Consider the following 26,888-nt stretch of genomic DNA (forward strand, 5'->3'; position numbering starts at 1 on the left):
ACTCCAAAAATTTATTGTTATACATCAAACATGTTATAATATTTTTTGTTATTATGCACATCACATGCGTTATGAAATGAGGTACAGATATGTACGAAGTAAAACTGGATGCTTTTAACGGGCCTTTAGACTTGTTATTGCATCTCATCAATGAATTTGAAATTGATATTTATGACATCCCTATGCGCGAATTAACCGAACAATATATGCAGTATGTTCACGCTATGAAAAAATTAGAGATCAATATTGCAAGTGAGTATTTATTGATGGCTTCAGAATTACTGATGATTAAGAGTAAAATGTTGTTGCCCGATACGTCATCTGATTTAGTTGAAGAAGAAGACCCACGTGAGGCACTCGTTGAAAAGTTAATCGAATATCAAAATTACAAAGCTTATTCAGAAATGTTAGAAGAGAAGCGTCAAGCACGTGAACATTATTTCACTAAACCACCGACAGATTTTTCGCATTATGAATATTCTGAGCGACTTTCCGAAGATACGACTATCGATTTAACAAAACTGATCGTCGCTTATCAAAAAATGAAAACGCGTGTATCATTGAAAAAGCCGACCACTGTGGATATTCGAAAAGAAACGTATACGATCCAACAATCAACAACATACATTTATGATAAATTAAAGAAAGTTTCTCAAATTACATTTTTTGATCTATTTACATTTAATGAATCTATCGAACACGTCGTCACACATTTTCTGGCTTTACTCGAAATGTCAAAAACAGGCATGATACAATTACAACAAGTGAAAGCTTTCCACAACTTTGAAATTAGAAAAGGAGTTAATTATGACGCTTAAAGTTACTGAAGCGCTAACTGCGATACTGTATACAGTTGGTGAAGATGGCATTGATGAAGCACAACTGATGGCATCACTCGACGTGGATTACGAGACGTTAACCCATGCTATCGATATACTTGAGTTACCTGGGCTCATGGTACAAAAATTCGGTCAAACTTATGTTTTAACGACCCAAAAAGAGGCAGAACCGTATATCGAATCACTCATTATTAATAAAGCATCTGCCAAATTATCACAAGCTGCAATGGAAGTATTAGCCATTATTGCCTATAATCAGCCCATGACACGTAATGATATCGAATTGATTCGCGGTATTCAATCTGACGGTCCAGTTAAAACATTGATTGCTAAAGGATTAATTGAACCCAAAACCAATCCCGAGGCACGTGGACAACAGCTCTTTACAACAGATTTATTTTTAAATGTCTTTGGTCTGGAGAGTCTTGAGGCACTTCCAACAACAGATGAAGAAGAAGAGGAAATTGAATCGTTTTTCAGCCAACTGGTGAATCAGAAAGGAGATTCTTAAATGAGTCAAGAATTAGAAAGATTACAAAAACGTATTGCGAACAGTGGTTATACCTCTCGACGTAAAGCAGAAACATTAATTGTAGAAGGTAAAGTACAAGTCAACGGTAAAACAATCACTGAATTAGGGACAAAAGTACGTCCATCTGATGAAGTCACAGTAGAAAGGATACCGCTTGAGCAAGAAGACAAACTTTATATCCTGTTCTATAAACCTGCGCAAGTGATTACAAGCGTTTCAGATGATCGTGGTCGAAAAGTTGTTACTGATTATTTTGATGATTTAGAAACACGTATTTATCCAGTGGGGCGTCTAGACTACGATACATCTGGACTACTGTTATTAACAAATGATGGTGAGTTCACAAACTTAATGACACATCCACGCTATAAAATCCCAAAAACGTATGTTGCTAAAATAGAAGGATATATTTTACGTGAACAAGTGAAACAACTTGAAAAAGGAATTCAACTTGAAGATGGGCTGACTCAACCTGCAAAAGTAAAAGTGAAAAAGCAAAATAAAGAAAAAAATACATCACTTGTTGAAATTACCATTACTGAAGGTCGAAACCGTCAAGTGCGTCGTATGTTTGAACATTTTGGTTTTAGCGTACAAAAGTTATCACGCGTTTCATTTGGTCCGCTCTCTTTGAAAGGGCTAGGCGCTGGAGAAGGACGTGTATTATCACCGCATGAAGTGAAATCATTGCGTCACCTTGCGGAAAACGGTCAACAACAACGCTAACTATTATCCAAGTCAGCACGCACGTCATTGTTTTATTATTACCCGAATATATCATTATGGTATAATATGCTTTGAGTTAGAAATGTCACCATGTGTGGGAGGTATGTCATGATGACTAATGAAATCTTAGTCGTAGATGATGAACATCGAATTAGAAAATTATTAAAATTATATTTGGAAAGAGAAGGTTATGTCATTGCGGAGGCAAGTGATGGGCGCGAAGCTTTAGACATGGCGACAAAATATGATTATTCATGTATTTTGTTAGATTTAATGTTGCCTGAAATGGATGGTCTTGAAGTTGCTGTTAAATTACGTGAACTTAAAGATACGCCTATTATTATGCTCACTGCAAAAGGCGAAGAAAATAATCGCGTTGAAGGTTTTGAATCAGGTGCCGATGATTATATCGTTAAGCCATTTTCACCACGCGAAGTTGTGTTGCGTGTTAAAGCCTTATTACGTCGTACAGAATCTTCAAAAGCTGAACAAAACGAGCCACATGCCCGTGATATGATTGAATTTAAACATTTAACGATTGATAATGATGCACATAAGGTATTGGCAGATGGGACCCCGGTTAACCTCACGCCAAAAGAATATGAATTACTCATTTTCTTAGCTAAAACACCGAACAAAGTATTTGATAGAGAACAATTATTAAAAGAAGTTTGGCATTACGAATTTTACGGTGATTTACGTACTGTAGATACACATGTCAAACGTTTGCGTGAAAAATTAAATCGTGTTTCTGCAGATGCAGCAAAAATGATACAAACCGTTTGGGGTGTAGGATATAAATTCGAAGTTAGCAAGTCGGATGAAACGACTTAATAACGTTGTCGTAAAACTGTGGTTAACTATTATTTTAATAGTAACGACAGTTTTAATTTTATTAAGTGCTGCATTAATCACATTTTTTCAATATTATTTCACGCAAGAAACTGAACGCGCGCTCTATCAAAGTGCTGAAAACGTGAACCAAGTGTTACTCAAAAACGATAATCGAAAACTAGCTATTGAACATAGTGAAGCTTTGTTAGAGGATAATAAAGGGCTTATCATTTTACCGGACCGTGCTAATATCAATGAAAAAGATACTGTTAAAAAGAAAATGCTCAAAGAAATCAGTCAACATCCAAATTTTGACCGTGTACTGAAAGATAATCAATCCGAACTACAACACGTCACTTTTAAAATTGATGGTAAAACGCATACTTATGTGTTACTCGGTTATCCCTCTAAAGACGACAATGGCCAATCTTCAGCAATTTTTATTTATCAAGATTTAAAAAGTATTGATGATACGAATAACATCATTACGATTATGATTTTAATTACAGCTGTGATTTTCTTAGCTATTACAACGGTTTTCGCATTTTTCTTATCAACGCGTATTACGAATCCACTGCGTCAACTTAAAACGCAAGCGAAAGAAGTTGCTCGAGGAAACTATGATAAGCCTGTGCCGATTCAAACGAGAGATGAAATTGGCGAGCTTGCCATGACTTTTAACAAAATGAGCCGTAGCATTCAAACACATATCGACGCATTAACGACATCTAAAAACATTCGTGATACCCTTATTAATTCAATGGTTGAAGGGGTATTAGGTATCAATCACAAGAAACAAATTATTATTTCAAATGCCTTAGCTGAAAGAATGTTATCAGAATTAAACGAATCCGATCGCGAAATGTTTAATCAACAAATTGAAGATACATTTGAGAGCCAAAAAACAGAATATAGAGAATATGAAATGAATCAGCGTTTTTATGTGATTATTATGAGTCATATTAAAAAAATTCAAGCTAATGGTGAAGGTGGCCTTGTTGCTGTCGTGCGTGATATGACAAACGAACATGAGCTTGAACAAGTGAAAAAAGACTTTATCGCAAGTGTTTCTCATGAATTGCGCACACCGATTTCATTGTTACAAGGTTACACCGAGTCAATCGTGGATGGTGTCGTCACTGAACCCGAAGAAATCAATGAATTTTTAACGGTTGTATTAGATGAGTCAAAACGATTAAGTCGCTTAGTCAATGAATTGTTGAATGTCGCGAAAATGGATGCTGAAGGTTTGAATGTCACACGAGAAGTTCAACCGATGCAAGATTTAGTTAAAAAAATGGCGATGAAATATCGTCAACAAGCGCAAGAACTAGATCTAACATTAGATTTTCAAATGGATGGCGAGATAGCTTCACTTTGGTATTATGATTTTGATCGCATGGAACAAGTGTTGACGAACCTTGTCGATAATGCATCGCGTTATACACAACCTGGCGATACGATATCAATCAAAGCAACGGCTGATAATGACAACCAAATTTTAACTGTTGAAGATACGGGCGTTGGTATCGCACCTCAACATTTAGAGAAACTTTTCGAGCGCTTTTATAAAGTGGACTCTGCGCGTAAACGTGGCTCACAAGGAACAGGCCTCGGATTGTTTATCACACGCATGATTGTAAATGCGCACGGTGGTCATATTCGCGTAGAAAGTGAACTCGAAAAGGGAACGAAATTTATCATTTCTCTGCCCAAAAAATCGCATGTAGAAGAAGAAAACTAATAAACATATAACATTTCATCATGGAACGACGATATCTTATTTTAAAGTCGAGATGTCGCCGTTCCTTTTTTATATCTAGATGATTGTTAAGTTGTTGCAAATAGATTGTATTCAAAAGTTATCTCATGTAAACTAATAACGAAAATAATAAAAAATTAATTCATCTTCGGGGTAGGGTGTAATTCCCAACCGGCAGTAAAATAAGCCTGCGACCTGCAAATGATGTTGAGCATCTTTGTGGCTGATCTAGTGAGATTCTAGAGCCGACAGTTAAAGTCTGGATGGGAGAAGATGGAGGTTTATTTGTGTTGCTTTTTATTCCTCCTATTCGTGAAAGATGAATTTAATAGGAGGTTTTTTTATGAAGCAAAAGCAAACGAAACGAATGATAACGGTAGGGATGTTAAGTGCGATTGCGATTGTACTGACATTTATTAAGTTTCCGTTGCCATTTTTACCGCCATATTTAACGATTGATGTGAGTGATGTGCCAGCATTACTGGCGACATTTACACTCGGTCCGGTTGCGGGTCTACTCGTTGAATTGATTAAAAACTTACTGAATTTCTTTTTCAATTTAAGTGATCCTGTTGGTCCAGTTGCTAACTTTTTAGCAGGCGCGAGTTTATTGCTTGTCAGTTATGGGATTTATCGTAAAAATCAATCAACTAAGCATCTCATTTTAGGATTAATTACTGGTACCATCGTCATGACCGTTGTGTTAGCTATCATGAACTATTTCGTGCTACTACCACTTTATGGCATGATTATGAACCTTTCAGATGTAGCGAATAATCTTAAGTTGATTATCGCAGCAGGGATTATTCCATTTAACATAATCAAAGGCGCATTGATATCTATTATTTTTGTATTGCTCTATCAACGCATTGGACATATTTTGAAATAAATACCTTAAGAGGCTGGGACACATTTGTGGTTTCCAGCCTTTCTTATAGTCAATGAAAACAAAAATATTGAAACAACAACGTCATTGATGTGAATAGGGTTTGCATATTATTTCTATCAACACAAATCGAGCCTTCAATCAAAGCATAAAAAATAGATTGAGTAGCATGGTCATCGAACCATTTTTCTACTCAACCCTCATCTTAGTTTACTTAGACCTTAAGTTGTTTTATATTAATATTAAAGACATACGTCCTCAATATGAACTATTCAAATTTGAGTGCGTCACCATCAAATGACTCCTCTTCAACTTTAATAGAGTCAGTAGGGCAACCTTCAAAAGCATCTTCAAGATCTTCATACAATTCTTCTGGTACTGGCGTTGTACCTTGGTTGTCATCTAAAATTACATATGCAATACCTTCATCGTCGTAGTCATAAATATCTGGAGCTGCTGCACCACATGCACCACAAGCAATACAAGTATCCATATCAACAATTGTATATTTAGCCATTTTTTCGCCTCCCTTTTCAAAGTACCATACTCACATTATAATTTTATTGTAGTTCTATGTACCCAATTTTTCAATATATACGTTTTTAATCGAGGTCTAAACATGAAACAATTAATTCTATATCTCTATCATCATGCATCAGCCTACAAAACTAAAAAAAGCATCTTTAATATTATCATAGGTAAAAAAACTCATCAAACTTTTTTTGACGCTGTTTCTTTAAATATATTATCACTCTATGGTTGTGCACCCAAATTAAAGTACGAACAGTTCGAACAAATTATCAGTCATGAGCCACATCATCATACGACCATTCAAACAAGCAATCGTATGACGTATTCAACTTTAGATGCTACTTTTAAAGCATTACAGCTGTTAGTTCAAACGGTTTCTCATATACAACATAATCAACGTACATTTTTGCCAATCACGTCACAAGTCGAAATTCACGAAGCTGTACGCTTCATCTATTATGAAATTGAGCAACAGCAACTACAAGATGCATTTGAAGAAGAGGCCACAACATTGTTTAAAATGCTATCCGAGAAACATGACACGTTATATACGCATTACTTATTGACCGGTTATGACGAACCGATGTACACGTTTGCCCAAATAAGCATGATTGAATCCATTGATATGAATGATTTGTACACTGCATATTACGAACAGTTATTGTCCATTTATCTCTTCATTCAAAATACTGATACGTTTCCAATACTTTCACAGTGTATGATGACAATAGAAATATCCGATCGGGTGATGCAAACGTTACAATTGCTGCAAAAAGGGTATTCGATAGTACAAATAGCACAAATTGAGCAGGTACGGGAAACGACGATAGAAGATCATATTCTTGATTTGTTTATGAAGCATCTTTTAACAAACTATGATGACTTCTTCACGCATCCGTATAATCAATTTCTTAAATTTTATCAGGTGCAACCCTATCAACGGCTAAAACTATACAAAGAACAGTTTGAATCATTATCCTATTTTGAACTCAAACTCGCGATTATCGGTAGCGCAAAAGGAGAATTACATGCTTAAAGAAGCTTTAAAACAATATTTTGGCTTTACAACATTTCGCCCAGGTCAAGAAAGTATTATTTCAAGCGTTCTAGAAGGGCAACATACGCTTGGTATTTTACCGACCGGAAGTGGCAAGTCACTATGTTATCAACTTCCAACTTATATGAAACAACAACCGACATTGGTCATTTCGCCGCTCATTTCTTTAATGGATGATCAAGTGATGCAGATGAAAATGCAGGGGGAACACCGTGTCGTTGCGATTCATTCAGGAATGGAGCAAGCAGCTAAAAAACGGGCACTCCAACAGTTAACACAAGCTCGATTTATCTTTGTTAGCCCTGAATTTATTTTACAGCCGCACCATTTTAATCTTTTCAAAAATATTCGATTCGGCATGATTGTGCTTGATGAAGTACACTGTTTGTCTGAATGGGGATTTGATTTTAGACCACACTATGCCTTGATTGGTAAAGTGACAAGTTATTTTAACGAAGCCACCGTACTTGCATTGACAGCCACTGCAACACGACATTTGAAGGACGATATTCAACGTGTCATTCAAAAACCAATACATGTTATTGAACACTCAATGGACCGACCGAATGTAGCGTTATCTGTAAAATTCATGTCATCTTATGAAGAAAAAGTGGATTGGTTAATAGATACGATTGCGACATCTGGCCCTACGATTATTTATGTGTCGTCCAAAAAAGTCAGTTTATATTTAGCGACATCGATTTATGAAGCAGGGTATTTAACAGGAATATACCACGGTGATTTGTCTTATCAAGAGCGCCATACCGTTCAGCAACAGTTTTTAAACAACGACATACGTATTATTGTTGCGACGAGTGCTTTTGGCATGGGCGTCAATAAACCAGATATTCGCACCATTATTCATTTTCACGTTTCACCGACACCTTCAAGTTATTTACAAGAAATTGGACGTGCCGGTAGAGATGGACTTCCAAGCCAAGCCATTGCGTTTTTTCAACCAGATGACCAGTATTTAATGGAGACGTTGGCATTAGTGAATATTATGTATGCCTCAGATGTGGACCAATATGAAGTCGGTCAAATGATTGATAGTGAAAAACTCGCCATTTTAGATGTATTAACGCAAGCTTTTTCACTTCAACAACTTAAACAAATATTTACTCAAAATGAAAACATGAAAAGACAAGGTTATCGTCATATGTATCATTATATTTTAACCAAACAATGCAGACGTCAACATTTACTGAATTACTTTGGCATGACAAAAGAAACGACAGATGCATGTTGCGATCAATGCAACACACTCAGTCCAATTTATGAAAAAAATAAGAAAAAAGTTAAAAGAAAGTTAACTTACATTGAAAAGTTGGAAAATTTATTTCATTAATTTTCACAATGCTTTCACTTTTAATTTAAACCCGCTATAATTTAGGGTAAATGGTATTAGGCGATTTAACGACAACATAGAATTAAATAGATGTGATGAATTGATATTGAGCCTATCAAGGTTTTACTTTCAAATCGTTATTGTACAATTGATATGGAAAGGATGAATGTTAAGTGTCAAAAGATAATTTCAAAGATGAGTTTGAACGCAGTCGTCAAGAGATTAAGTCCCATCATCATGACGAAGACGAGACAACTGATGCAATAAATGAAAAAGATGATCAACCTCAAGCAAGTCAGGAACAGCAACAACAGCAATTCCCGCCACGAAATGCTTCTAGACGCCACAGAAAAAGAGATTTCGGTATATCAAAAGCTAAACCTACACAAAAAGATACGCAGACTGACCAACAAGAAGCAACATCTGACAAGGGCCAGGATGACAAAAAACCGGGGCCAATTGGCGGTATTAAAAAGAGTGATGACAATCACCTTAATAACACACAACACAATGCTGATGACAAGCGTGCTCAAACAGCTAATTCAACTCCAAATGAACCAGCTAAAGATGACATGAAAGGTAAAACTGCCGCAACAACAGGGGCTGCAGCCGTAGGAACTGGTGCAAGTGGCCAAACAGCCCATAAACAAAATCAACATAATAAAGTGGCAAAAGAAGAAAATAATAATCAACAGTCAGATCAACAAGAACATCATGAGACTAAAAAAACTTTGGCAACTGGGGCAGGTATAGGCGCTTCAGAAACCCATGCACAACAAACACCAGAACATCATCCAGAAACTGAATCATCAGAGACGACTGTTTCAAATGGGTCTGGCGGTGGATTTTTCAAAAAGCTTTTACCATTACTTGCAGCGATTATTCTTTTAGGTACAGTTGCGATTTTCGGTGGAATGTATCTATTTAATCAAGATCACCAAAATGATAATCAACAAGAAGTCGCACAAAAAAATGATGCGAAGAAAAATTCAAATGACAATAAACAAAGTCAATCTAAAAACAAAGACGACAAACAAGCTGATTCTGATAAAGCAACAACTTCAAAAGATAGCGATGACAAGAGTGAGGATGACAACAGTCAGTCAGATTCAGATGTCAATAATAGTAACATTTCAAATGCTTCAGATTCGAATGGGACATCCGATCCGAATAATAGTCAAAACGACGTGAATAATGGCAATGCCAACAATCTACAAAACGGTTATCAACAAGGCCAATCTGCTGGCGGACAAACCCATGTCGTGAATGGTAACCAAAACTTATATCGAATCGCAATTCAATATTATGGTAATGGTTCACCTGAAAATGTTGAAAAAATTAAACGTGCGAACGGATTACAAAACAACAACATTTCGAACGGACAACAACTCATAATTCCATAAATCTGATAAATGCAGGGAGATGATACAAATTAATTTTTGATGCTATTGATTCAGTATTTTGTTCAACTTATCCTCTCCCTACGATTTGTGTTTTTTGATTGCCCTTTTTGCTGCGCTTTCCTAGGGGGTAACTCTTCAACTAACTATTGATTAAACTGTTACATTTGTTGATGCGTTAGTGGATTTTGGTGCAGTACTACGAAATCTCATGTGTAACAAAGATTTCGTAGTACTGCACCCGCAAGGATGACTAGACTTCTCAAAAGCATGCGTATTGAGAAGTCTTAGTCAGCTACTGCGATAAACAGCAATTACTATTTAAACTAAAGAAGTCACTGTTAACAGTATGTACTCATTCCCAAAGGAGTCTCAGCCTTCTGGGCAATCTTACATCAAATACAGCGAAACTGAGGACAAGTTTATGAAATCAAGAAAATCAATAGCATCAATTTTTGTGGCTAATACATCCTTATTTCCGACTGTTTTATAAACATTAATGAATCATAAATCCAAGAGTAGTAGAGGCTGGGAAAACCTAATGTCCCAGCCTCCTGTTTTGATTGCCGTTATATTTGCAATTGTTACTGTCACAAACTTTTCCATTTAGAATCACTTTAAAAGTTGATATAATGTATAAGGATTATCACAGTTCTTATCATATACGATGCTAGTATGAGAATTAGGAGGCAATATGAAACATTAAAGTAGCATAATTGACGTTTGTGAACTCATATTTTTAATGTTTCAGTATAAAAATGAAAACTGTAGAGAGCATTATTATAGGCGGTGGCCCATGTGGCTTGAGTGCTGCCATTGAACAAAAGAAAAAAGGTATTGATACACTTGTCATTGAAAAAGGAAATATTGTAGATGCGATTTACCATTATCCGACACATCAAACTTTCTTTTCATCAAGTGATAAATTAAGTATTGGTGACGTGCCTTTTATTGTAGAAGAATTAAAACCACGTCGAAATCAAGCATTAGTGTACTATCGTGAAGTTGTAAAACATCATCAACTGAAGGTCAATGCATTTGAAGAAGTGTTAACAGTGAAAAAAATGCATGATCACTTCACCTTAACAACGACTAAAGATGTATATCAATGCCGCTATTTAACTGTTGCGACTGGTTATTACGGCCAACACAACACGTTAGAAGTGGAAGGTGCAGAGTTATCCAAAGTGATGCATTATTTTAAAGAACCGCATCCTTATTTTGACCAAGATGTTGTCATTATCGGTGGTAAAAACTCTGCTGTCGATGCGGCAATTGAATTAGAAAAAGCAGGGGCACGTGTGACTGTTATTTATCGAGGTGAGACATATTCACCAGCGATTAAGCCGTGGATATTACCGAATTTTGAATCACTCATACGCCGAGGCAATGTTCAAATGCATTTCAATAGTCAAGTGACAAAGATTACAGAAGATCAAGTGATATTTGAAAAAGAAGGGGAAACGATCACAATCGATAATGATTACGTGTTTGCGATGATTGGTTATCACCCAGATTATGACTTTTTGCAATCCATTGGCATCGACATTCATACCAATGCATTTGGAACAGCACCGATATACAATTCCGAGACGTATGAAACGAACATTGAAAACTGTTATATCGCCGGAGTTATTGCGGCTGGCAATGATGCGAACACTATTTTTATTGAAAACGGTAAATATCATGGTGAAGCTATTGCGCGTGATATATTGACTAAAAAGCAATCGCCATTAGAATCATAATCCGTATTGTTGTCTACTCAAACTCTTATCATAAAGCCTTTCGTCATTTATATAACTGATGAATGGCTTTTAATTTTATGTTGCATGACGCATTGATTATAGTGTAATTTTTCAATGTCGTGTATATCGAGAGAAGTTCATGCATTTCATACATTTACAATTATCCGAATTTTCTAACTAATAGTCCCCAAAAACTGCACATACACTTATAAACAATAGAATGATTTTACTTACCAAATGACTATAATTAATTCTAGAATGGAGCGATGACGATGACGCTTTTTAACTGTTAAAATCTCATTTCTTAATTAGGCCTTACTACTTACATTTCGCACACAAAAATAATAATGATTAAGGGATGCGTTACACACGATGCAAAAATTGATCTCTTGTGTGTACAAAATCCAAATTTATATTAGATATTGATTATGATAAATATAAAACAAGGCTGAACCATCAACTGTGATTTAAATATTAATTTTAAGAAATGGTAAGTGAAACAACATGAAAAAGTCATTCAAAATATTGTTATTAGCAGAAATCATGCCAGTAAAAAAACGTTTTTTGGCTAACTGTTATGTTGATTGTGATTGAAGCAATTATCGGTTTTCATAGCAAGTAAACAACTGGACACATAATGCTGTGAAAATGCACAAAAAAATAGCCGTATTCCATTACACAAACAGGAGCGGCTATTTTCATATGGCATCTCATTTTTGTATACAATCATATTCTAGAAGTTTCTATGTGTCGTTTTAAACATTAAAAAAATCTTGAATTTGATCATGTTGAAAATCATTGCTTAATGCGACGAGTAACTTTAATCTCGCTTTTTGACCATTCAAACCATTTGAAAAGATCACGCCTTTATTATATAATTGATGGCCACCTCCTTCATAGGCATAAACTGCACTCACAATCCCATTAAATGATCTTGATACAAGGACGATTGGAATATTTTTGTCCAAACACGCATCGATACCTGGCATCGCAGTGAGAGGAAGATTACCTTGTCCGAGCGCTTCAATTACGAGACCATCCACATGACGATCCGCATAAAAATGTAACATTTCGCTTCCCATGCCCATATGCGCTTTAATCAGGGCAATTTGAAGTGATGTATTGATATTTGGTAAAAATTGACGTTCATACGGTCTATGATGAAAATAGACACCCGCTTTAGTAATCACACCAAGCGGCCCGTGGTTTGGACTTTGAAAAGTATTCGTATTTGAAGTATGTGTTTTCGTGACGTTGCGCGCTGTATGTATCTCATCATTAAATACGACCATCACACCTTTACCCGTTGATTCTTCTTCAATCGCTACTCGAATCGCTGAAATAAAATTATACAAACCATCAGAACCAATCTCATTGGAAGAACGCATGGCCCCTGTAATAACGACTGGTTTAGACGTCGAAATCGTTAAATCTAGTAAAAAAGCAGTCTCTTCTAATGTATCGGTTCCATGTGTAATCACATAACCATCATAACGTGCTAAATGATCCGGATCTTCAATGATTTCTTTTAAAATTTTGACATTATCAATTGTCATATGTGGAGAGGGGACATTAAAAGGCATCTGTTCATCTATGTTAGCGTATTGTGCAATCACGTCTTGATGATGGGTAATCGGATTGTCATCATTCGTCATCACTTTATTCGTTTCATCTTCTGACATACTAATCGTGCCACCTGTATGGATGACTAATAAATTTTTCATTTAGGTTCCTCCTCGTAAAATAGTCCATTATTATGATAAAATATTGTTAAACAAACGACAAGGAAGGTAACGTATGAAATCGATTAATATTGCATTAGATGGACCGGCAGCTGCTGGTAAGAGTACGATAGCAAAGAGAGTAGCTGCTCAATTAGGAATGATATATGTAGATACAGGCGCAATGTATCGTGCAATCACATATTATTATTTAAATAACAAAGAACGATTCACTGATTTTACATCACTCATTTCCGAAATTGATTTACGCCTCGGTTATGATGCTGAAAAGGGTCAGCGTGTCTTTTTAAATGATAATGATGTAACTGATTTTCTACGTGAAAACGATGTAACACAAAATGTGTCCTACGTTTCGTCTATTAAAGAGGTGCGTCAATTTTTAGTTCAAGCTCAGCAAAAGCTTGCAGCAGAAAAGGGCATCGTTATGGACGGTCGAGATATCGGGACAACGGTACTTCCAGATGCAGAAGTAAAAGTTTATATGATCGCATCTGTAGAAGAGCGAGCTGAGCGTCGTTTTAAGGACAACCAAGAAAGAGGTATCGAATCATCTATTGAACAACTAAAAAAAGATATTGCAGAACGAGATGCATACGATATGAACAGAGAAATTTCACCGCTAAGAAAAGCTGAAGACGCGATTGAAATCGACACAACGGGCTTGAGTATTGAACAAGTCACAGATAAGATCCTGTCTTTAGTAAATGCGGTTTAATTTATTTTATTCAAACTTATCTAAATTTCTTGACAATTCAAGACTTTTATAAGAAGTTATTATTATGTAGTAGTATAAGGAGGCAATCATGATGACTGAAGAATTCAATGAATCAATGATTAATGACATTAAAGAGGGCGATAAGATTACAGGAGAAGTACAACAAATTGAAGATAAGCACGTTGTTGTTCATGTCAATGGTGGTAAATACAACGGCATTATTCCAATTAGTCAACTTTCCACTTATCATGTTGAAAATGCAAACGAAGTGGTCAAAGTCGGCGACGAAATTGGCGCTTATGTGACTAAAATTGAAGTTGATGAAGAAAACGAAACAGGTAGTTACATCCTTTCTAAACGTAAATTAGAAGAAGAGCAATCTTATGCTTATTTACAAGAGAAATTAGACAACAACGAAACGATTGAAGCTAAAGTGACTGAAGTCGTTAAAGGTGGTTTAGTTGTGGATGTAGGCCAAAGAGGTTTCATTCCTGCATCATTAATTTCAACTGATTACATTGAAGATTTCTCAGATTATGAAGGACGTGTGCTTGAACTCAAAGTTGAAGAGCTTGAACCTGAAAAAAATCGCGTCATCTTAAGCCGTAAAGCCGTAGAAGCAGAAGAAAACGAAAAGAAAAAAGCAGCATTATTACAATCGATTAAAGCTGGCGACGTAATTGAAGGTAAAGTTGCGCGTTTAACTAACTTTGGCGCATTTATTGACCTTGGTGGCGTTGATGGTTTAGTCCATGTTTCTGAGTTATCTCACGAACATGTAAAATCACCAGAAGAGGTTGTTTCTATTGGCGATACTGTCAAAGTCAAAGTTCGTTCAGTTGAACAAGATTCTGAACGTGTGTCATTATCAATTAAAGATACATTACCAAGTCCATTTGAAACAATTCAAGAAAAATATAGTGAAGGCGACATTGTTGAAGGTAAAGTGATGCGCTTAGCTTCATTTGGTGCATTTGTTGAAATTGGCAGTGGCTTACAAGGCCTTGTGCATATTTCAGAAATTAGCCATAAACATATCGGTACACCTGGCGAAGTTCTTGAACCAGGTCAAATCGTTCAAGTTAAAATTTTAGGTATTAATCCTGAAGAAGAACGTATTTCACTATCAATTAAAGCAGCAAACCCAGAAGAAGAAACTGAAGAAGCTTCTGAGGAAACCACACAACACTATACACAACCAACTGATGAAAACGAAAGCAACCCAACTTTAGGTGACGTTTTCGGTGATAAACTGAAAGACTTAAATTTATAATCCATTTCGAACTAAGGTTAAATCACATAACCTTAGTTCTTTTTTATTTCTTTATTTAGCGAATCAAACTTTATTACAGCCTCATTGACACCACTTCTCAAACTTTTCATTCATAGCTATTCACGCATTAAATACCCTCATAACACTTGAATCACTACATCACATTTTTAACTCAAATGCCAAAACCCATCATTGTATCAATATTAAAGCAAATAAAAATGTATTCCTAAACTTTGTAAGGAGATACTTTTCACCAATTCTTTTGTTCGCTACACTTCACGTGATATAATAGCGGTGTTATGTATCGAACAATGCGAAATATACTTGCACAGACTGATATATTCAATATTTAAGTTATTCATAGAGAGGAAGAACAAGCATGACGAAACCTGTAGTTGCTATCGTGGGGCGTCCTAACGTAGGAAAATCTACAATTTTTAACCGCATCGTCGGAGAACGTGTATCCATTGTTGAAGATACACCCGGTGTGACGCGTGACCGTATTTATTCAAGCGGTGAATGGCTCACACATGAATTTAATGTGATTGATACAGGTGGTATCGAGATTGGTGACGCACCATTCCAAACTCAAATTCGCGCACAAGCTGAAATCGCGATTGACGAAGCTGATGTCATCATATTCATGGTCAATGTACGTGAAGGGGTCACACAAAATGACGAACTTGTGGCTCAAATACTTTATAAATCTAAAAAACCGGTTGTGTTAGCTGTCAATAAAGTCGACAATCCAGACATGCGCAATGATATTTATGACTTCTATTCACTCGGGTTTGGAGAACCTTTCCCACTTTCAGGTTCACACGGCCTAGGTTTAGGTGACTTATTAGAAGAGGTCTCAAAACACTTTAAAAAGGATTCTTCAGATCCATATGATGATGATACAATTCGTTTGTCATTAATCGGTCGACCTAATGTAGGGAAATCTAGCTTAATTAATGCCATTCTCGGTGAAGAACGCGTTATCGTATCTAATATTGCCGGCACAACACGAGATGCCATCGATACGGTTTATAGCTATGACGGACAAAATTACGTACTGATTGATACAGCGGGTATGCGTAAAAAGGGTAAAGTCTATGAGTCGACTGAAAAGTATTCGGTATTACGTGCGTTGAAAGCCATTGAGCGCTCAAATGTGGTCCTCGTTGTATTAGATGCAGAACAAGGCATTATTGAACAAGATAAACGTGTTGCTGGATATGCCCATGAAGAAGGAAAAGCGATTGTAATTGTCGTTAACAAATGGGACACTTTAGAAAAAGATAGCAATACGATGAAAAAGTTTATGGATGAGGTACGTAAGAACTTCCAATTTTTAGATTATGCACAAATTGCTTTCGTATCAGCAAAAGAAAAAACGCGTTTACGTACACTTTTCCCATTAATTAACGAAGCAAGCGAAAATCATAAAAAACGTGTTCAAAGTTCAACGCTAAATGAAGTGATTACGGATGCTATTGCAATGAATCCGACGCCAACAGATAAAGGTCGTCGACTCAATATTTTTTATGCAACACAAGTGGCTATTGAACCGCCGACGTTTGTTGTATTTGTGAATGACGTCGAACTGATGCATTTCTCATACAAACGTTATCTTGAAAATCAAATTAGACAAGCATTTGGATTTGAAGGAACACCAGTACACATTATTGCACGTAAACGAAATTAGATGGAGGGGATAAACATGACGAACATTACAGTGTTTGGTACAGGAAGTTTTGGTACTGCATTGGCTAATGTGCTTTCAGACAATGGCCATAACACATTAATGTGGGGTAAAACATCAACAACTATAGACGAAATCAACCATGAACATACAAATCATAATTATTTAAAAGGGGTTACGCTTAATGCGACGATTCAAGCGACAACAGATATTCAAGCAGCGATTAATCACGCAGATATTTATTTAATCGCATTGCCAACAAAAGCGATTAGAGAAGTCATGTCGCAAGTCAATCAATTGCTCACTTCAAAAAAATCTTTTATTCATGTTACTAAAGGGATTGAAAATGCAACATTTAAGCGTGTTTCAGAAATGTTAGAAGACTCCATTTCACCAGAATATAACGTTGGCATTGGTGTGCTTTCTGGTCCAAGTCATGCCGAAGAAGTGGTCATCAAACAACCGACAACCGTATCAGCGGCTTCAAGTAATCCAGAATTGCGTAAATTGATACAAGATTTATTTATGACGGATTATTTACGTGTTTATACGAATGATGACCTTGTCGGCGTAGAACTCGGCGGTGCACTCAAAAATATTATTGCCATCGCGAGTGGCGTCCTTGCCGGCATGGGCTTTGGTGATAATGCAAAAGCAGCTTTAATGACGCGTGGTTTAGCAGAAATTACGCGTTTAGGTGTTACACTCGGCGCCGATCCGCTCACATTCCAAGGTTTAGGTGGCATTGGAGACTTAATTGTAACGTGTACTTCAACACATTCAAGAAACTACTCTCTCGGTTACCAACTTGGTAAAGGGAAAAGTTTAGATGAAATCATGAATCATATGAACATGGTCGCTGAAGGGGTATACACAACCGAATCGGTGTACAATCTTTCTAAAAAAGAAAATGTTGAAATGCCAATTACTGAAGCGTTATATCATGTTTTATTCGAAAATCAACCTGTTGAACAAGCTGTCAAAGCGTTAATGGGACGTACAAAAAAATCAGAATAAAGTTAGAAATTGACCATTTTCATGACAAAATTATAAAAAAATCAACAAAAAGCGATTAAATCAACGTTTTTCTTGTATAAATCGTTGCAGTCTTGCATTCGCTTGTGTTAAAGTCATACCATAATGATAATTGAATTATCATTACATAACCTTTGAGGAGGTGAATTGACATGAACAAAACTGACTTAATTAACGCTGTTGCAGAACAAGTTGATTTAACTAAAAAAGAAGCTGGTTTAGCTGTTGATGCTGTTTTTGAAGCAATTCAAACATCATTAGCTAAAGGTGAAAAAGTACAATTAATCGGTTTCGGTAACTTTGAGGTACGTGAGCGTGCCGCGCGTAAAGGTCGCAACCCTCAAACAGGTAAAGAAATTGACATCCCTGCAAGCAAAGTTCCAGCTTTCAAAGCAGGTAAAGCATTAAAAGATGCTGTGAAATAATTCAATTATTAGGAAAGAGGCTGGGACACAATGGCGTTCTCCAGCCTTTCCTATGATTAATACAACCATAACATTGTAATATCAAATCTGTTTAGACGATTTGAAATAAAATATTTACTTCTTTTTATTTCCATCTTTTCAAAATTTTATCCACTTTATCCCGATTTATAAACTTTTTTAAAAAAAGTAATCCTTCATTCTTTTTGTATCATTCCACTTGGTATGTCCTATTATTGTGATCAATCTATCTCAATTGTTCTGCAAATAAATTTTTGTTCCATACTTTTTAAATAAAATTTATTCATTTCAGACAAAGAATGCCCAGTAACTCCTATTGGTCTTACTATTTTTCAACAACATCAAATAAAGCAACATTAAACTTCATTCACGGCTTTTATGACAAAAAAAGCAAATCAGATTTAATTTTTAGGTTGATAGTGTTAAGATAGAGAGTGATTAAAATTAGAGGTGTGTCAAATGGAGAATACTTTTGAATGTTTACAACAACAACTTGATAAACGATTGAATCAACTCAATCGCCCCCAAAATATACATATTAATCGAACTTTAAGTCAATTGTTAGATCAACTTGATGTGCCTTTAAATGCAAAACTTGCTTGCCTCTCTATTGATACATCAATGAAACATCTTGATAGTATCAGCTATTATCATTATGAACGTGATGCCATACTCATAGGTGATTTACTGAGTGCACACTATTATCAATTAATTGCTGATTTGAAAGATGTTGAATTACAACTCCAAATGAGCCAAGCGATTGTAAAAATAAATGAATTAAAATCTTATATTCAATATCAAAAGGATATATGCTCAAATGCAAATATAAAAGATATGATGATTACGATTGAAACATTGTTAATTCAAGTATTGTTGAAACATTACCGTATTGAACATTCTTTTGATGATATACGCCATCAACTGATTCAACAACTTGATGTGCAAAAACTGAGTTATTTAATTGATTGGCAGACAGATGAGATCAACGACATGATTATTGCATTACAAAACTATACAAAAAGTAAATGAGGTTTCAAAATGACTAAAAACAAGGCAAATAAAGCACAAGTCCATGAAGTGTTTCAAAATATTTCTGGCAAATATGACCGTTTAAATAATATTATTAGCTTCGAACAACATAAAGTGTGGCGTAAAAAAGTAATGAAAGAAATGAATGTGCAAGCAGGGACTATTGCTTTAGACGTATGTTGTGGGACTGCTGATTGGACGATTGCTTTAAGCCAAGCAGTAGGGCCAGAAGGTGAAGTCACTGGACTGGATTTCAGTGAAAATATGCTTAAAGTGGGCGAAGAAAAAACGGCACATATGGATAATATCAGACTTGTTCAAGGTGACGCTATGGCATTGCCGTTTGATGACAATTCATTTGATTATGTGACGATCGGGTTTGGTTTACGTAATATTCCAGATTATTCGAAAGCATTGTCAGAAATGTATCGCGTCCTTAAACCAGGTGGTATGGTCGTATGTTTAGAAACAAGTCAACCGACTATGCCTGTCTTCAAGCAAGGTTATCGTTTGTATTTTAAATTTGTGATGCCAATCTTCGGTAAAATTTTTGCGAAATCAAAACAAGAATATGAGTGGCTCCAACAGTCTGCATTCGATTTCCCAGATCGCGAAACTTTAAAGAAAATGTTTGAAGATGTCAACTTTGAAAATGTCAAAGTCCGTAGCTTCACAGGTGGCGTGGCTGCCATGCACTTAGCTTATAAACCCAAAACGAACTAATTAAAAGGTGATTATGCATGTCGAAATTAAATTTGAGTCAGGAAATTAAAAAAATTGAAAATACTTTGAAACAGTTGATTCAATCAGAGGATTCAACACTCCAAAGTGCTGCAGATCACCTTTTATCATCAGGAGGTAAGCGTGTTCGACCGTTATTCGTGATTTTGAGCAGTTACGTTGGTGAAAATCCTGCTAATGATGCGGCATACCGGGTTGCTACAGCATTAGAGTTGATTCATATGGCAACGCTCGTCCATGATGATGTAATTGATTTCAGTGATAAAAGACGTGGAAAGTTAACAATCGAAAAGAAGTGGGGCCAATCGACTGCAATTTTAACCGGTAATTTTTTACTTGCACGTGCGCTAGAACATTTATCTTATATTCAAGACAGCCGTATCCATCAAACGCTGTCTCATGCGATTATCGAAGTGTGTCGTGGTGAACTCTTCCAATTCCAAGACCAATTCAGGGCAGAACAGTCGATTACGAACTATTTGCGTCGTATCAATCGTAAAACTGCACTATTAATGCAGCTCGCTACTGAAGTGGGTGCGATGAGTTCGCAGACTGACGACCAAACGATTCGAAAAATGCGTGATATCGGCCATCATATCGGCATGAGTTTCCAAATTGTTGATGATGTTTTAGATTTTACAAGTACAGAAAAGAAACTCGGCAAGCCTGTCGGAAGTGACTTGCGCAATGGTCATATGACGCTCCCTGTACTATTAGCATTGAAGCATAACCCACAATTAAAGGAAAAAGTTGCAACATTAACGCCGGATTCACCAACTGAAGATTTTGACTGGTGCATTGAACAAATACGTCAATCTGAAGCGATTTCTCAATCTTTAAATGTGAGTCAAAAGTATCTCGATAAAGCTTCCACGCTACTTGAAACGTTACCTAAAAACGAGATTAAATCACATTTCAGAAAATTAATAAAAAGATTACAAAACAGAATGAATTAATCACCTTTCCTGTTGAAAGCGCTTTAAACAAATGATAGGATAATCTTGTAATACATAAAAACACAGGGGGCATTGCGCAACATGGAAAAAAGTTTTGTAATGATTAAACCGGACGCGGTACAACGTAAATTAATTGGTGAAATTGTTCAACGCATCGAACAAAAGGGATTAAAGCTTGTAGGGGCTAAGTTAATGACAGTACCTCAATCTTTAGCTGAAACACATTATGGTGAGCATGAAGGAAAACCGTTTTACGATTCACTCATTTCTTTCATTACATCAGCACCCGTTTTTGCGATGGTTGTGGAAGGTGAAAACGCTGTGGCAGTTGCACGACATATTATCGGCAGTACGAATCCTTCTGAAGCGACACCTGGTTCTATTCGTGGTGATTTAGGTTTAACGGTTGGGCGTAATGTCATTCACGGTTCGGACTCAGTGGAATCTGCTGAACGTGAAATTTCACTTTGGTTTAAAGACGAAGAAATTAGTTCATACAATACACCAGATGAAACATGGTTATATGAAGCGTAATATTTAAACTCATTTTATGGGGCTCGGACATTCAGTTGTCTGGGCCCCTCGATTTGTTTCTACACATCAATCAGTCATCATTATTTTGTGAAGTATCATTGTATCCTCGCATTGATTAAAACGGTTGTCGCTATCTAGGCACTTATATGAACGGATCATATCGAACACACTTTACTAATTAAAAGCGGTGAATAACAAAAGTATTTTCTATTAATTTATTTTCCATTTTATGCTATGATATGAAACATATGAACTAAAAGGTAGGGGGAGTGCTCATCATGTTGAGATTTTTAACGTCTGGAGAATCACACGGTCCACAATTAACGGTCATTATTGAAGGACTACCAGCAAATATGACCATAGATATTGATCAAATTAACGAAGAAATGTTTAAGCGTCAAGGTGGTTACGGAAGAGGCCGTCGTATGCAAATTGAAAAGGATACGGTAGAAATCGTTTCAGGTGTACGCCATGGTTATACATTAGGCAGTCCTGTCACGATCGTCATTAAAAATGATGATTTTACACATTGGCGTAATATTATGGACGCTGCACCTATTTCAGAAGAAGAGAAAGAAAATATGAAACGTGTCATTACGAAACCAAGACCTGGTCATGCAGATTTAGTGGGTGGCATGAAATATAACCACCGTGATTTACGTAATGTACTTGAACGCTCATCTGCACGTGAAACAGCCGCGCGTGTTGCTGTTGGTGCGCTTTGTAAGCAATTATTGAAACAATTAGGCATTGACGTTTATAGCCGTGTCGTTGAAATCGGAGGCATTAAAGACGAGGGCGTTTATGACATTGATACCATTATTGAAAATGTTGATAAAAATGATGTCCGTGTCATTGACGACAATATTGCACAAGCGATTCGCGATAAAATTGATAGTGCCAAAAAAGAAGGTGACTCTATCGGTGGTGTCGTACAAGTCATTGTTGACCATATGCCAGTCGGAATCGGTAGTTATGTCCACTATGACAGAAAACTTGATGGCCGTATTGCACAAAGTGTCGTCGGTATTAATGCATTTAAAGGTGTAAGTTTCGGTGAAGGTTTTAAAGCGGCAGAAAAATTAGGTAGTGAAATTCAAGATCCGATTTTATACTCAGAAGAACAAGGTTACTACCGTGCATCTAACCATCTTGGCGGTTTAGAAGGTGGTATGTCAAACGGTATGCCGATTATCGTTAATGGTGTGATGAAACCTATTCCAACGTTGTATAAACCACTTGCGTCCGTAGACATTGACTCTAAAGAACCATTCAAAGCGACGATTGAACGCTCAGACAGTTGTGCAGTACCTGCTGCAAGTATTGTTTGTGAACATGCTGTCTCATATGAAATTGCGAGAAGTATTTTAGAGGAGTTTGGTTCTCATGACTTTTCACGTCTCGCACAACAAGTCGCTGAAAGACGCGAGCTGAACCAAACATTTTAATGATAGGTGATGAACAATGCAATTAACAACGACATATCCGGACCACAATTATCCAATTATTATTGAAAATGCCGCATTCGACCAATTAGATGCATTGCTGTCTAATTATCAACATGTGTTTGTGTTTATCGATCAAAACGTCTATGCAGTATGGGAAAACAAAATTTCTCGGTTCGTTAATGATCATTCATATACCACGTTTCAAATCCCTTCAGGTGAACAAGTTAAGTATATGGCACAATATGAACATTATATTGAGGCGCTACTTGCTCATCAACCTACTCGTAATACATGTCTAATCGCGATTGGTGGCGGTGCAACAGGCGATTTCGTTGGCTTTTTAGCAGCAACATTATTACGCGGTGTTGATTTTATTCAAGTACCTACAACTATTCTTGCCCATGATTCTAGTATTGGCGGCAAAGTTGGTATCAATACGACACACGGTAAAAATCTTGTCGGTGCTTTCCATCGTCCAAAAGCGGTCATTTATGATTTAGAATTTCTCACTTCATTACCTTATTCAGAAATATTAAGTGGCTATGGTGAAGTGTATAAACATGCATTGTTGAATGATGCACAGTCAGTAGAAACACTTGAAAATGCTTATCCTGATAGCGCACATTTAAAAGTACTGCATGCGATTGAACAGTATTTAATTAACGGGATTCAAACGAAACTGCAAATTGTATTGAATGATGAAAAAGAACGCGGCCAACGTCAATTTTTAAACTTAGGTCATACGTTTGGTCATGCAATCGAGTATCAATATCAACTTCCACATGGTCACGCTGTCATGATGGGGATCGTATATCAATTTATCGTTTCAAATCTATTATTGGACACACATTTTGATGTTCCGCATTACTTAAACTATTTGAATGATTTAGGTTATCCGTTAGAAGTGATTCGCCAATTTGAATTCGAACCATTATTGAAACTTATGCTAAATGACAAGAAAAATGACGCAAATGGTGTGCGTATGGTACTGTTACAAGCTATCGGCGACCCTATCGTTAAGCACGTCGAAACACCTATATTAGAGCAAGCACTTGAAACATTTAAACAACAATATCTTGAGGTGATATAGATGGAAAAAATTATGATTAACGGTCCACTGATTGGTGAAATAACGGTACCTGGCGATAAATCTATGACACATCGGGCTATTATGCTCGCTTCTTTAGCACAAGGTCACTCTGTCATACATCAACCTTTACTTGGTGAAGATTGTTTACGTACAGCGAAAATATTTGAAAAGTTAGGCGTTAAAATGGACATTACAGATGAAACCATTACGATTGACTCACCTGGTTACGCTCATTTTCAAATCCCGCATCAAACGTTATACACTGGAAATTCAGGAACAACAACACGTTTGATGGCTGGCTTACTTGGCGGACTAGGCATTCAAAGCGTCCTGTCCGGAGATGCGTCCATCGGCAATAGACCTATGGACCGCGTGCTTCAACCGCTTCACCAAATGAATATCAACATTTCAGGTGTAGATGATAATTACACGCCGCTCATCATTGGTCCTAGTGAAGTAAAGGGGATTCATTATGATATGCCGGTCGCAAGTGCACAAGTGAAGAGTGCCATTTTATTTGCAAGCTTATTTGCTCAAAATACAACAACGATTCGTGAAATGGATATGTCACGTAACCATACTGAGACGATGTTTGCACATTATGGTATTCCTGTTCAAACACAGGATTTAACAGTGACATTACCAGGTGGGGGGATTCATCACATTCAACCGCGTGACTTCGAAGTGCCTGGAGATATTTCATCAGCTGTTTTTCTCATCGTAGCGGCATTAATTACACCAGGTAGCGACATTACACTTCATAACATCGGAATTAACCCAACCCGAGATGGTATTATCGAAATCGTCGAACGAATGGGCGGGAATATTTCACTTTCAAATCAAACAGATGGGCCTGAACCAACTGCGACGATTCGTGTACAATATACGCCTGACTTAAAAAGCATCGAAATCGGTGGTGGTCTCATTCCAAAATGTATTGATGAGCTGCCGACAATTGCGTTACTCTGTACACAAGCGAATGGTTCAAGTATCATAAAAGATGCTGAAGAATTAAAAGTGAAAGAAACCAACCGTATTGACACAACAGCAAACGAACTCGGTAAGTTAGGTTTAAAACTGCAACCTACTGACGACGGACTTATCATTGAACCGTCAACAATTAGTCAAATTCAACCTGTTGACAGTCATAACGACCATCGTATCGGTATGATGTTAGCAGTCGCTTCACTCATGACATCAGAACCGATTGAAATTGCACAATTCGAAAGTGTCAATGTGTCATTCCCAGGGTTTTTACCACTACTCAAACAATTAGAAAATGAGGGATAGTATGCAAGATATCTACAAATTAATTGACGATATCAACTTACAAAAATTAGATCAACTAGATTCTCGCGTTCAGGAAGCGTTGCAATCAGATAATGATGATGCATTGTTTGTACTTGGTGAGACATTATATCAGTTTGGACTTACACCACAAGGTCTTGAAGTCTTTCGTACGCTTTACATGAAATATCCGGATGAAGATGAAATTTTAATCTATTTTATTGATGGGCTTATTTCAGAAAACCAAACAGATGAAGCATTAGAATTTTTAAATGAAGTGCCACTCACACCTGAACGTTTAATGTTAGAAGCTGACTTATATCAACAAATTAATATGATAGATATTGCGATTGAAAAAATTGAACAAGCAATCGAATTACAACCTGCTGATCCAATTGTCCATTTCGCATTAGCCGAATTACTTTATTACGATGGCCAATATTTACGCGCATCAAGAGAGTATGACACTGTACTCGAGAGCGGGGAGTATGAAATCAATGGTGTCAACTTATTCTCACGTTTAGCAGACAGCAGTCTTCAAAGTGGAAACTATACCGATGCGTTACGTTGGTTTGATGAAATAAATGACAATGAACTTACATCAGAAGACTATCTTAAAAAAGCGATTGCGTATGAAAAGAATGACATGACGCATGAAGCGATTAAGTTGGTGAAAACATTACTCCAAAAAGATCCAGACTTCATTCAAGGTTATTACTATTTACAGCAACTTTATGAAAACGAGAAAACATTTGCGGATGCGATTGAAATTGGTCAAGAGGGGTTACGTCTAAACCAGTTTTATAAAGAATTGATGTACAGTACTGGTGCATTGCAAATCGAACATGGGGATCAAGATAAAGGTGTGACATTATTAAAACAAGCACTTGAAGTGGATCCTGGTTATCAAGAACCTTTACTTATGTTGGCTGACTTTTTACGTAATGAAGAAGATTATGAAGCATTAATTGAATTAGTTCAGTATGTCGATGAAGAAGACATGGACCCTCAATTTATATGGCAACTCGCATATGCATTAGGACAAGAAGAACGTGATAAAGAGGCACAACATTTCTACGGGTTAGCATTTGAATCGATGCGTGACAACATTGATTTCTTAAAAGATTACTACTATTATCTCATCGAAATCGGTCAAATTGAACAAACCAAATCCATTCTTCAACTACTGTTGCAAAAAGATAGTGGTAACCCTGAGTGGGATGCAGAACAAGGACGATTACTTTAAGG

The 26,888-nt window shown here is 36.6% G+C and carries 25 protein-coding genes and 1 riboswitch; of the genes, 23 read left to right on the forward strand and 2 right to left on the reverse strand.

The genetic code is table 11. The features are described from left to right. The first annotated feature begins 89 nt into the window (after positions 1 to 89). The 6 genes from GZH82_RS07480 (at position 90) to GZH82_RS07505 (ending at position 5,582) form a co-directional block, all read left to right on the forward strand. Positions 90 to 818, forward strand: coding sequence for a segregation and condensation protein A (locus GZH82_RS07480; protein ID WP_162681961.1), 729 nt, complete (start codon positions 90 to 92; stop codon positions 816 to 818). Beyond that, the gene (gene scpB / locus GZH82_RS07485) at positions 808 to 1,350 is read left to right on the forward strand and encodes an SMC-Scp complex subunit ScpB (RefSeq protein WP_162681962.1); all 543 of its coding nucleotides are present in this window, start codon (positions 808 to 810) and stop codon (positions 1,348 to 1,350) included. The genes GZH82_RS07480 and scpB overlap by 11 nt, the downstream gene beginning before the upstream one ends. Continuing rightward, on the forward strand, positions 1,351 to 2,097 hold the full coding sequence (locus GZH82_RS07490) for a pseudouridine synthase (protein ID WP_162681963.1): 747 nt from the start codon (positions 1,351 to 1,353) through the stop codon (positions 2,095 to 2,097). Positions 2,098 to 2,208: 111 nt separating this feature from the next. Further along, a complete protein-coding gene (locus GZH82_RS07495; RefSeq protein ID WP_026066968.1) occupies positions 2,209 to 2,931 on the forward strand; it encodes a response regulator transcription factor in 723 nt (240 codons plus the stop codon). Beyond that, positions 2,918 to 4,675: an ATP-binding protein gene (locus tag GZH82_RS07500; RefSeq protein WP_162681964.1), complete on the forward strand. Its 1,758-nt coding sequence runs from the start codon at positions 2,918 to 2,920 to the stop codon at positions 4,673 to 4,675. Before GZH82_RS07495 ends, GZH82_RS07500 begins: the two co-directional genes overlap by 14 nt. Before the next feature lie 158 nt (positions 4,676 to 4,833). Further along, a riboswitch (FMN riboswitch) is annotated at positions 4,834 to 4,972 on the forward strand. Between the two features lie 64 nt (positions 4,973 to 5,036). Next, positions 5,037 to 5,582, forward strand: a complete 546-nt coding sequence (locus GZH82_RS07505; protein WP_162681965.1) for an ECF transporter S component — start codon at positions 5,037 to 5,039, stop codon at positions 5,580 to 5,582. Between the two features lie 265 nt (positions 5,583 to 5,847). On the opposite strand, the gene GZH82_RS07510 is transcribed toward GZH82_RS07505, so the two are convergent. Then, positions 5,848 to 6,096, reverse strand: a complete 249-nt coding sequence (locus GZH82_RS07510) for a ferredoxin (RefSeq protein ID WP_014613875.1) — start codon at positions 6,094 to 6,096, stop codon at positions 5,848 to 5,850. A gap of 102 nt (positions 6,097 to 6,198) precedes the next feature. Between GZH82_RS07510 and GZH82_RS07515 the strand changes: the two genes are divergently transcribed. The 4 genes from GZH82_RS07515 (at position 6,199) to ypdA (ending at position 11,660) form a co-directional block, all read left to right on the forward strand. Further along, positions 6,199 to 7,146: a helix-turn-helix domain-containing protein gene (locus GZH82_RS07515; protein ID WP_162681966.1), complete on the forward strand. Its 948-nt coding sequence runs from the start codon at positions 6,199 to 6,201 to the stop codon at positions 7,144 to 7,146. Beyond that, positions 7,139 to 8,515, forward strand: a complete 1,377-nt coding sequence (locus GZH82_RS07520) for a RecQ family ATP-dependent DNA helicase (protein WP_162681967.1) — start codon at positions 7,139 to 7,141, stop codon at positions 8,513 to 8,515. The genes GZH82_RS07515 and GZH82_RS07520 overlap by 8 nt, the downstream gene beginning before the upstream one ends. A 173-nt stretch (positions 8,516 to 8,688) precedes the next feature. Beyond that, positions 8,689 to 9,918, forward strand: a complete 1,230-nt coding sequence (locus GZH82_RS07525) for a LysM peptidoglycan-binding domain-containing protein (protein ID WP_162681968.1) — start codon at positions 8,689 to 8,691, stop codon at positions 9,916 to 9,918. A 755-nt stretch (positions 9,919 to 10,673) separates the two neighbouring features. Then, a complete protein-coding gene (gene ypdA, locus GZH82_RS07530; RefSeq protein ID WP_162681969.1) occupies positions 10,674 to 11,660 on the forward strand; it encodes a bacillithiol disulfide reductase YpdA in 987 nt (328 codons plus the stop codon). Positions 11,661 to 12,415: 755 nt separating this feature from the next. Here ypdA and GZH82_RS07535 read toward each other — a convergent pair. Then, on the reverse strand, positions 12,416 to 13,384 hold the full coding sequence (locus GZH82_RS07535) for an asparaginase (RefSeq protein WP_162681970.1): 969 nt from the start codon (positions 13,382 to 13,384) through the stop codon (positions 12,416 to 12,418). A gap of 73 nt (positions 13,385 to 13,457) precedes the next feature. Here GZH82_RS07535 and cmk point away from each other — a divergent pair, with 73 nt between their 5' ends. The 13 genes from cmk to GZH82_RS07600 all read left to right on the forward strand — a co-directional run bounded on the left by cmk (position 13,458) and on the right by GZH82_RS07600 (position 26,886). Continuing rightward, positions 13,458 to 14,117, forward strand: a complete 660-nt coding sequence (gene cmk, locus GZH82_RS07540; RefSeq protein ID WP_162681971.1) for a (d)CMP kinase — start codon at positions 13,458 to 13,460, stop codon at positions 14,115 to 14,117. Between the two features lie 91 nt (positions 14,118 to 14,208). Next, positions 14,209 to 15,390 (forward strand): 30S ribosomal protein S1, encoded by a 1,182-nt coding sequence (gene rpsA / locus GZH82_RS07545; protein ID WP_162683028.1) that lies wholly within the window; start codon positions 14,209 to 14,211, stop codon positions 15,388 to 15,390. Between the two features lie 379 nt (positions 15,391 to 15,769). Further along, entirely contained in the window at positions 15,770 to 17,080 is a 1,311-nt protein-coding gene (gene der, locus GZH82_RS07550) for a ribosome biogenesis GTPase Der (RefSeq protein WP_162681972.1), read from the forward strand. A 15-nt stretch (positions 17,081 to 17,095) separates the two neighbouring features. Then, positions 17,096 to 18,094, forward strand: a complete 999-nt coding sequence (locus GZH82_RS07555) for an NAD(P)H-dependent glycerol-3-phosphate dehydrogenase (protein WP_162681973.1) — start codon at positions 17,096 to 17,098, stop codon at positions 18,092 to 18,094. Positions 18,095 to 18,264: 170 nt separating this feature from the next. Continuing rightward, a complete protein-coding gene (locus GZH82_RS07560; protein WP_162681974.1) occupies positions 18,265 to 18,537 on the forward strand; it encodes an HU family DNA-binding protein in 273 nt (90 codons plus the stop codon). Positions 18,538 to 19,014: 477 nt separating this feature from the next. After that, complete coding sequence (locus tag GZH82_RS07565) at positions 19,015 to 19,584, forward strand: heptaprenyl diphosphate synthase component 1 (RefSeq protein ID WP_162681975.1); 570 nt, start codon at positions 19,015 to 19,017, stop codon at positions 19,582 to 19,584. A gap of 9 nt (positions 19,585 to 19,593) precedes the next feature. After that, entirely contained in the window at positions 19,594 to 20,307 is a 714-nt protein-coding gene (locus GZH82_RS07570) for a demethylmenaquinone methyltransferase (RefSeq protein ID WP_162681976.1), read from the forward strand. A 17-nt stretch (positions 20,308 to 20,324) separates the two neighbouring features. Then, the gene (locus tag GZH82_RS07575; protein WP_162681977.1) at positions 20,325 to 21,281 is read left to right on the forward strand and encodes a polyprenyl synthetase family protein; all 957 of its coding nucleotides are present in this window, start codon (positions 20,325 to 20,327) and stop codon (positions 21,279 to 21,281) included. Positions 21,282 to 21,362: 81 nt separating this feature from the next. Beyond that, positions 21,363 to 21,815, forward strand: a complete 453-nt coding sequence (ndk, locus tag GZH82_RS07580) for a nucleoside-diphosphate kinase (protein ID WP_162681978.1) — start codon at positions 21,363 to 21,365, stop codon at positions 21,813 to 21,815. Positions 21,816 to 22,096: 281 nt separating this feature from the next. Next, positions 22,097 to 23,263 (forward strand): chorismate synthase, encoded by a 1,167-nt coding sequence (aroC, locus tag GZH82_RS07585; protein WP_162683029.1) that lies wholly within the window; start codon positions 22,097 to 22,099, stop codon positions 23,261 to 23,263. A gap of 16 nt (positions 23,264 to 23,279) precedes the next feature. Continuing rightward, complete coding sequence (gene aroB, locus GZH82_RS07590) at positions 23,280 to 24,353, forward strand: 3-dehydroquinate synthase (protein WP_162681979.1); 1,074 nt, start codon at positions 23,280 to 23,282, stop codon at positions 24,351 to 24,353. Next, a complete protein-coding gene (aroA, locus tag GZH82_RS07595) occupies positions 24,354 to 25,643 on the forward strand; it encodes a 3-phosphoshikimate 1-carboxyvinyltransferase (protein ID WP_162681980.1) in 1,290 nt (429 codons plus the stop codon). 1 nt (position 25,644) lies between these two features. Beyond that, positions 25,645 to 26,886 (forward strand): tetratricopeptide repeat protein, encoded by a 1,242-nt coding sequence (locus tag GZH82_RS07600; protein WP_162681981.1) that lies wholly within the window; start codon positions 25,645 to 25,647, stop codon positions 26,884 to 26,886. Positions 26,887 to 26,888 lie beyond the last annotated feature (2 nt).

The organism is Staphylococcus sp. MI 10-1553 (assembly GCF_010365305.1).
GTDB lineage: Bacteria > Bacillota > Bacilli > Staphylococcales > Staphylococcaceae > Staphylococcus.

Excerpts from the sequence above, each read along its gene's own strand:
- GZH82_RS07480 (WP_162681961.1), top strand. The coding sequence starts at position 90 with ATGTACGAAGTAAAACTGGATGCTTTTAACGGGCCTTTAGACTTGTTA.
- scpB (WP_162681962.1), top strand. The coding sequence starts at position 808 with ATGACGCTTAAAGTTACTGAAGCGCTAACTGCGATACTGTATACAGTT.
- GZH82_RS07490 (WP_162681963.1), top strand. The coding sequence starts at position 1,351 with ATGAGTCAAGAATTAGAAAGATTACAAAAACGTATTGCGAACAGTGGT.
- GZH82_RS07495 (WP_026066968.1), top strand. The coding sequence starts at position 2,209 with ATGACTAATGAAATCTTAGTCGTAGATGATGAACATCGAATTAGAAAA.
- GZH82_RS07500 (WP_162681964.1), top strand. The coding sequence starts at position 2,918 with ATGAAACGACTTAATAACGTTGTCGTAAAACTGTGGTTAACTATTATT.
- GZH82_RS07505 (WP_162681965.1), top strand. The coding sequence starts at position 5,037 with ATGAAGCAAAAGCAAACGAAACGAATGATAACGGTAGGGATGTTAAGT.
- GZH82_RS07510 (WP_014613875.1), bottom strand. The coding sequence starts at position 6,096 with ATGGCTAAATATACAATTGTTGATATGGATACTTGTATTGCTTGTGGT.
- GZH82_RS07515 (WP_162681966.1), top strand. The coding sequence starts at position 6,199 with ATGAAACAATTAATTCTATATCTCTATCATCATGCATCAGCCTACAAA.
- GZH82_RS07520 (WP_162681967.1), top strand. The coding sequence starts at position 7,139 with ATGCTTAAAGAAGCTTTAAAACAATATTTTGGCTTTACAACATTTCGC.
- ypdA (WP_162681969.1), top strand. The coding sequence starts at position 10,674 with ATGAAAACTGTAGAGAGCATTATTATAGGCGGTGGCCCATGTGGCTTG.
- GZH82_RS07535 (WP_162681970.1), bottom strand. The coding sequence starts at position 13,384 with ATGAAAAATTTATTAGTCATCCATACAGGTGGCACGATTAGTATGTCA.
- cmk (WP_162681971.1), top strand. The coding sequence starts at position 13,458 with ATGAAATCGATTAATATTGCATTAGATGGACCGGCAGCTGCTGGTAAG.
- rpsA (WP_162683028.1), top strand. The coding sequence starts at position 14,209 with ATGACTGAAGAATTCAATGAATCAATGATTAATGACATTAAAGAGGGC.
- der (WP_162681972.1), top strand. The coding sequence starts at position 15,770 with ATGACGAAACCTGTAGTTGCTATCGTGGGGCGTCCTAACGTAGGAAAA.
- GZH82_RS07555 (WP_162681973.1), top strand. The coding sequence starts at position 17,096 with ATGACGAACATTACAGTGTTTGGTACAGGAAGTTTTGGTACTGCATTG.
- GZH82_RS07560 (WP_162681974.1), top strand. The coding sequence starts at position 18,265 with ATGAACAAAACTGACTTAATTAACGCTGTTGCAGAACAAGTTGATTTA.
- GZH82_RS07565 (WP_162681975.1), top strand. The coding sequence starts at position 19,015 with ATGGAGAATACTTTTGAATGTTTACAACAACAACTTGATAAACGATTG.
- GZH82_RS07570 (WP_162681976.1), top strand. The coding sequence starts at position 19,594 with ATGACTAAAAACAAGGCAAATAAAGCACAAGTCCATGAAGTGTTTCAA.
- GZH82_RS07575 (WP_162681977.1), top strand. The coding sequence starts at position 20,325 with ATGTCGAAATTAAATTTGAGTCAGGAAATTAAAAAAATTGAAAATACT.
- ndk (WP_162681978.1), top strand. The coding sequence starts at position 21,363 with ATGGAAAAAAGTTTTGTAATGATTAAACCGGACGCGGTACAACGTAAA.
- aroB (WP_162681979.1), top strand. The coding sequence starts at position 23,280 with ATGCAATTAACAACGACATATCCGGACCACAATTATCCAATTATTATT.
- aroA (WP_162681980.1), top strand. The coding sequence starts at position 24,354 with ATGGAAAAAATTATGATTAACGGTCCACTGATTGGTGAAATAACGGTA.
- GZH82_RS07600 (WP_162681981.1), top strand. The coding sequence starts at position 25,645 with ATGCAAGATATCTACAAATTAATTGACGATATCAACTTACAAAAATTA.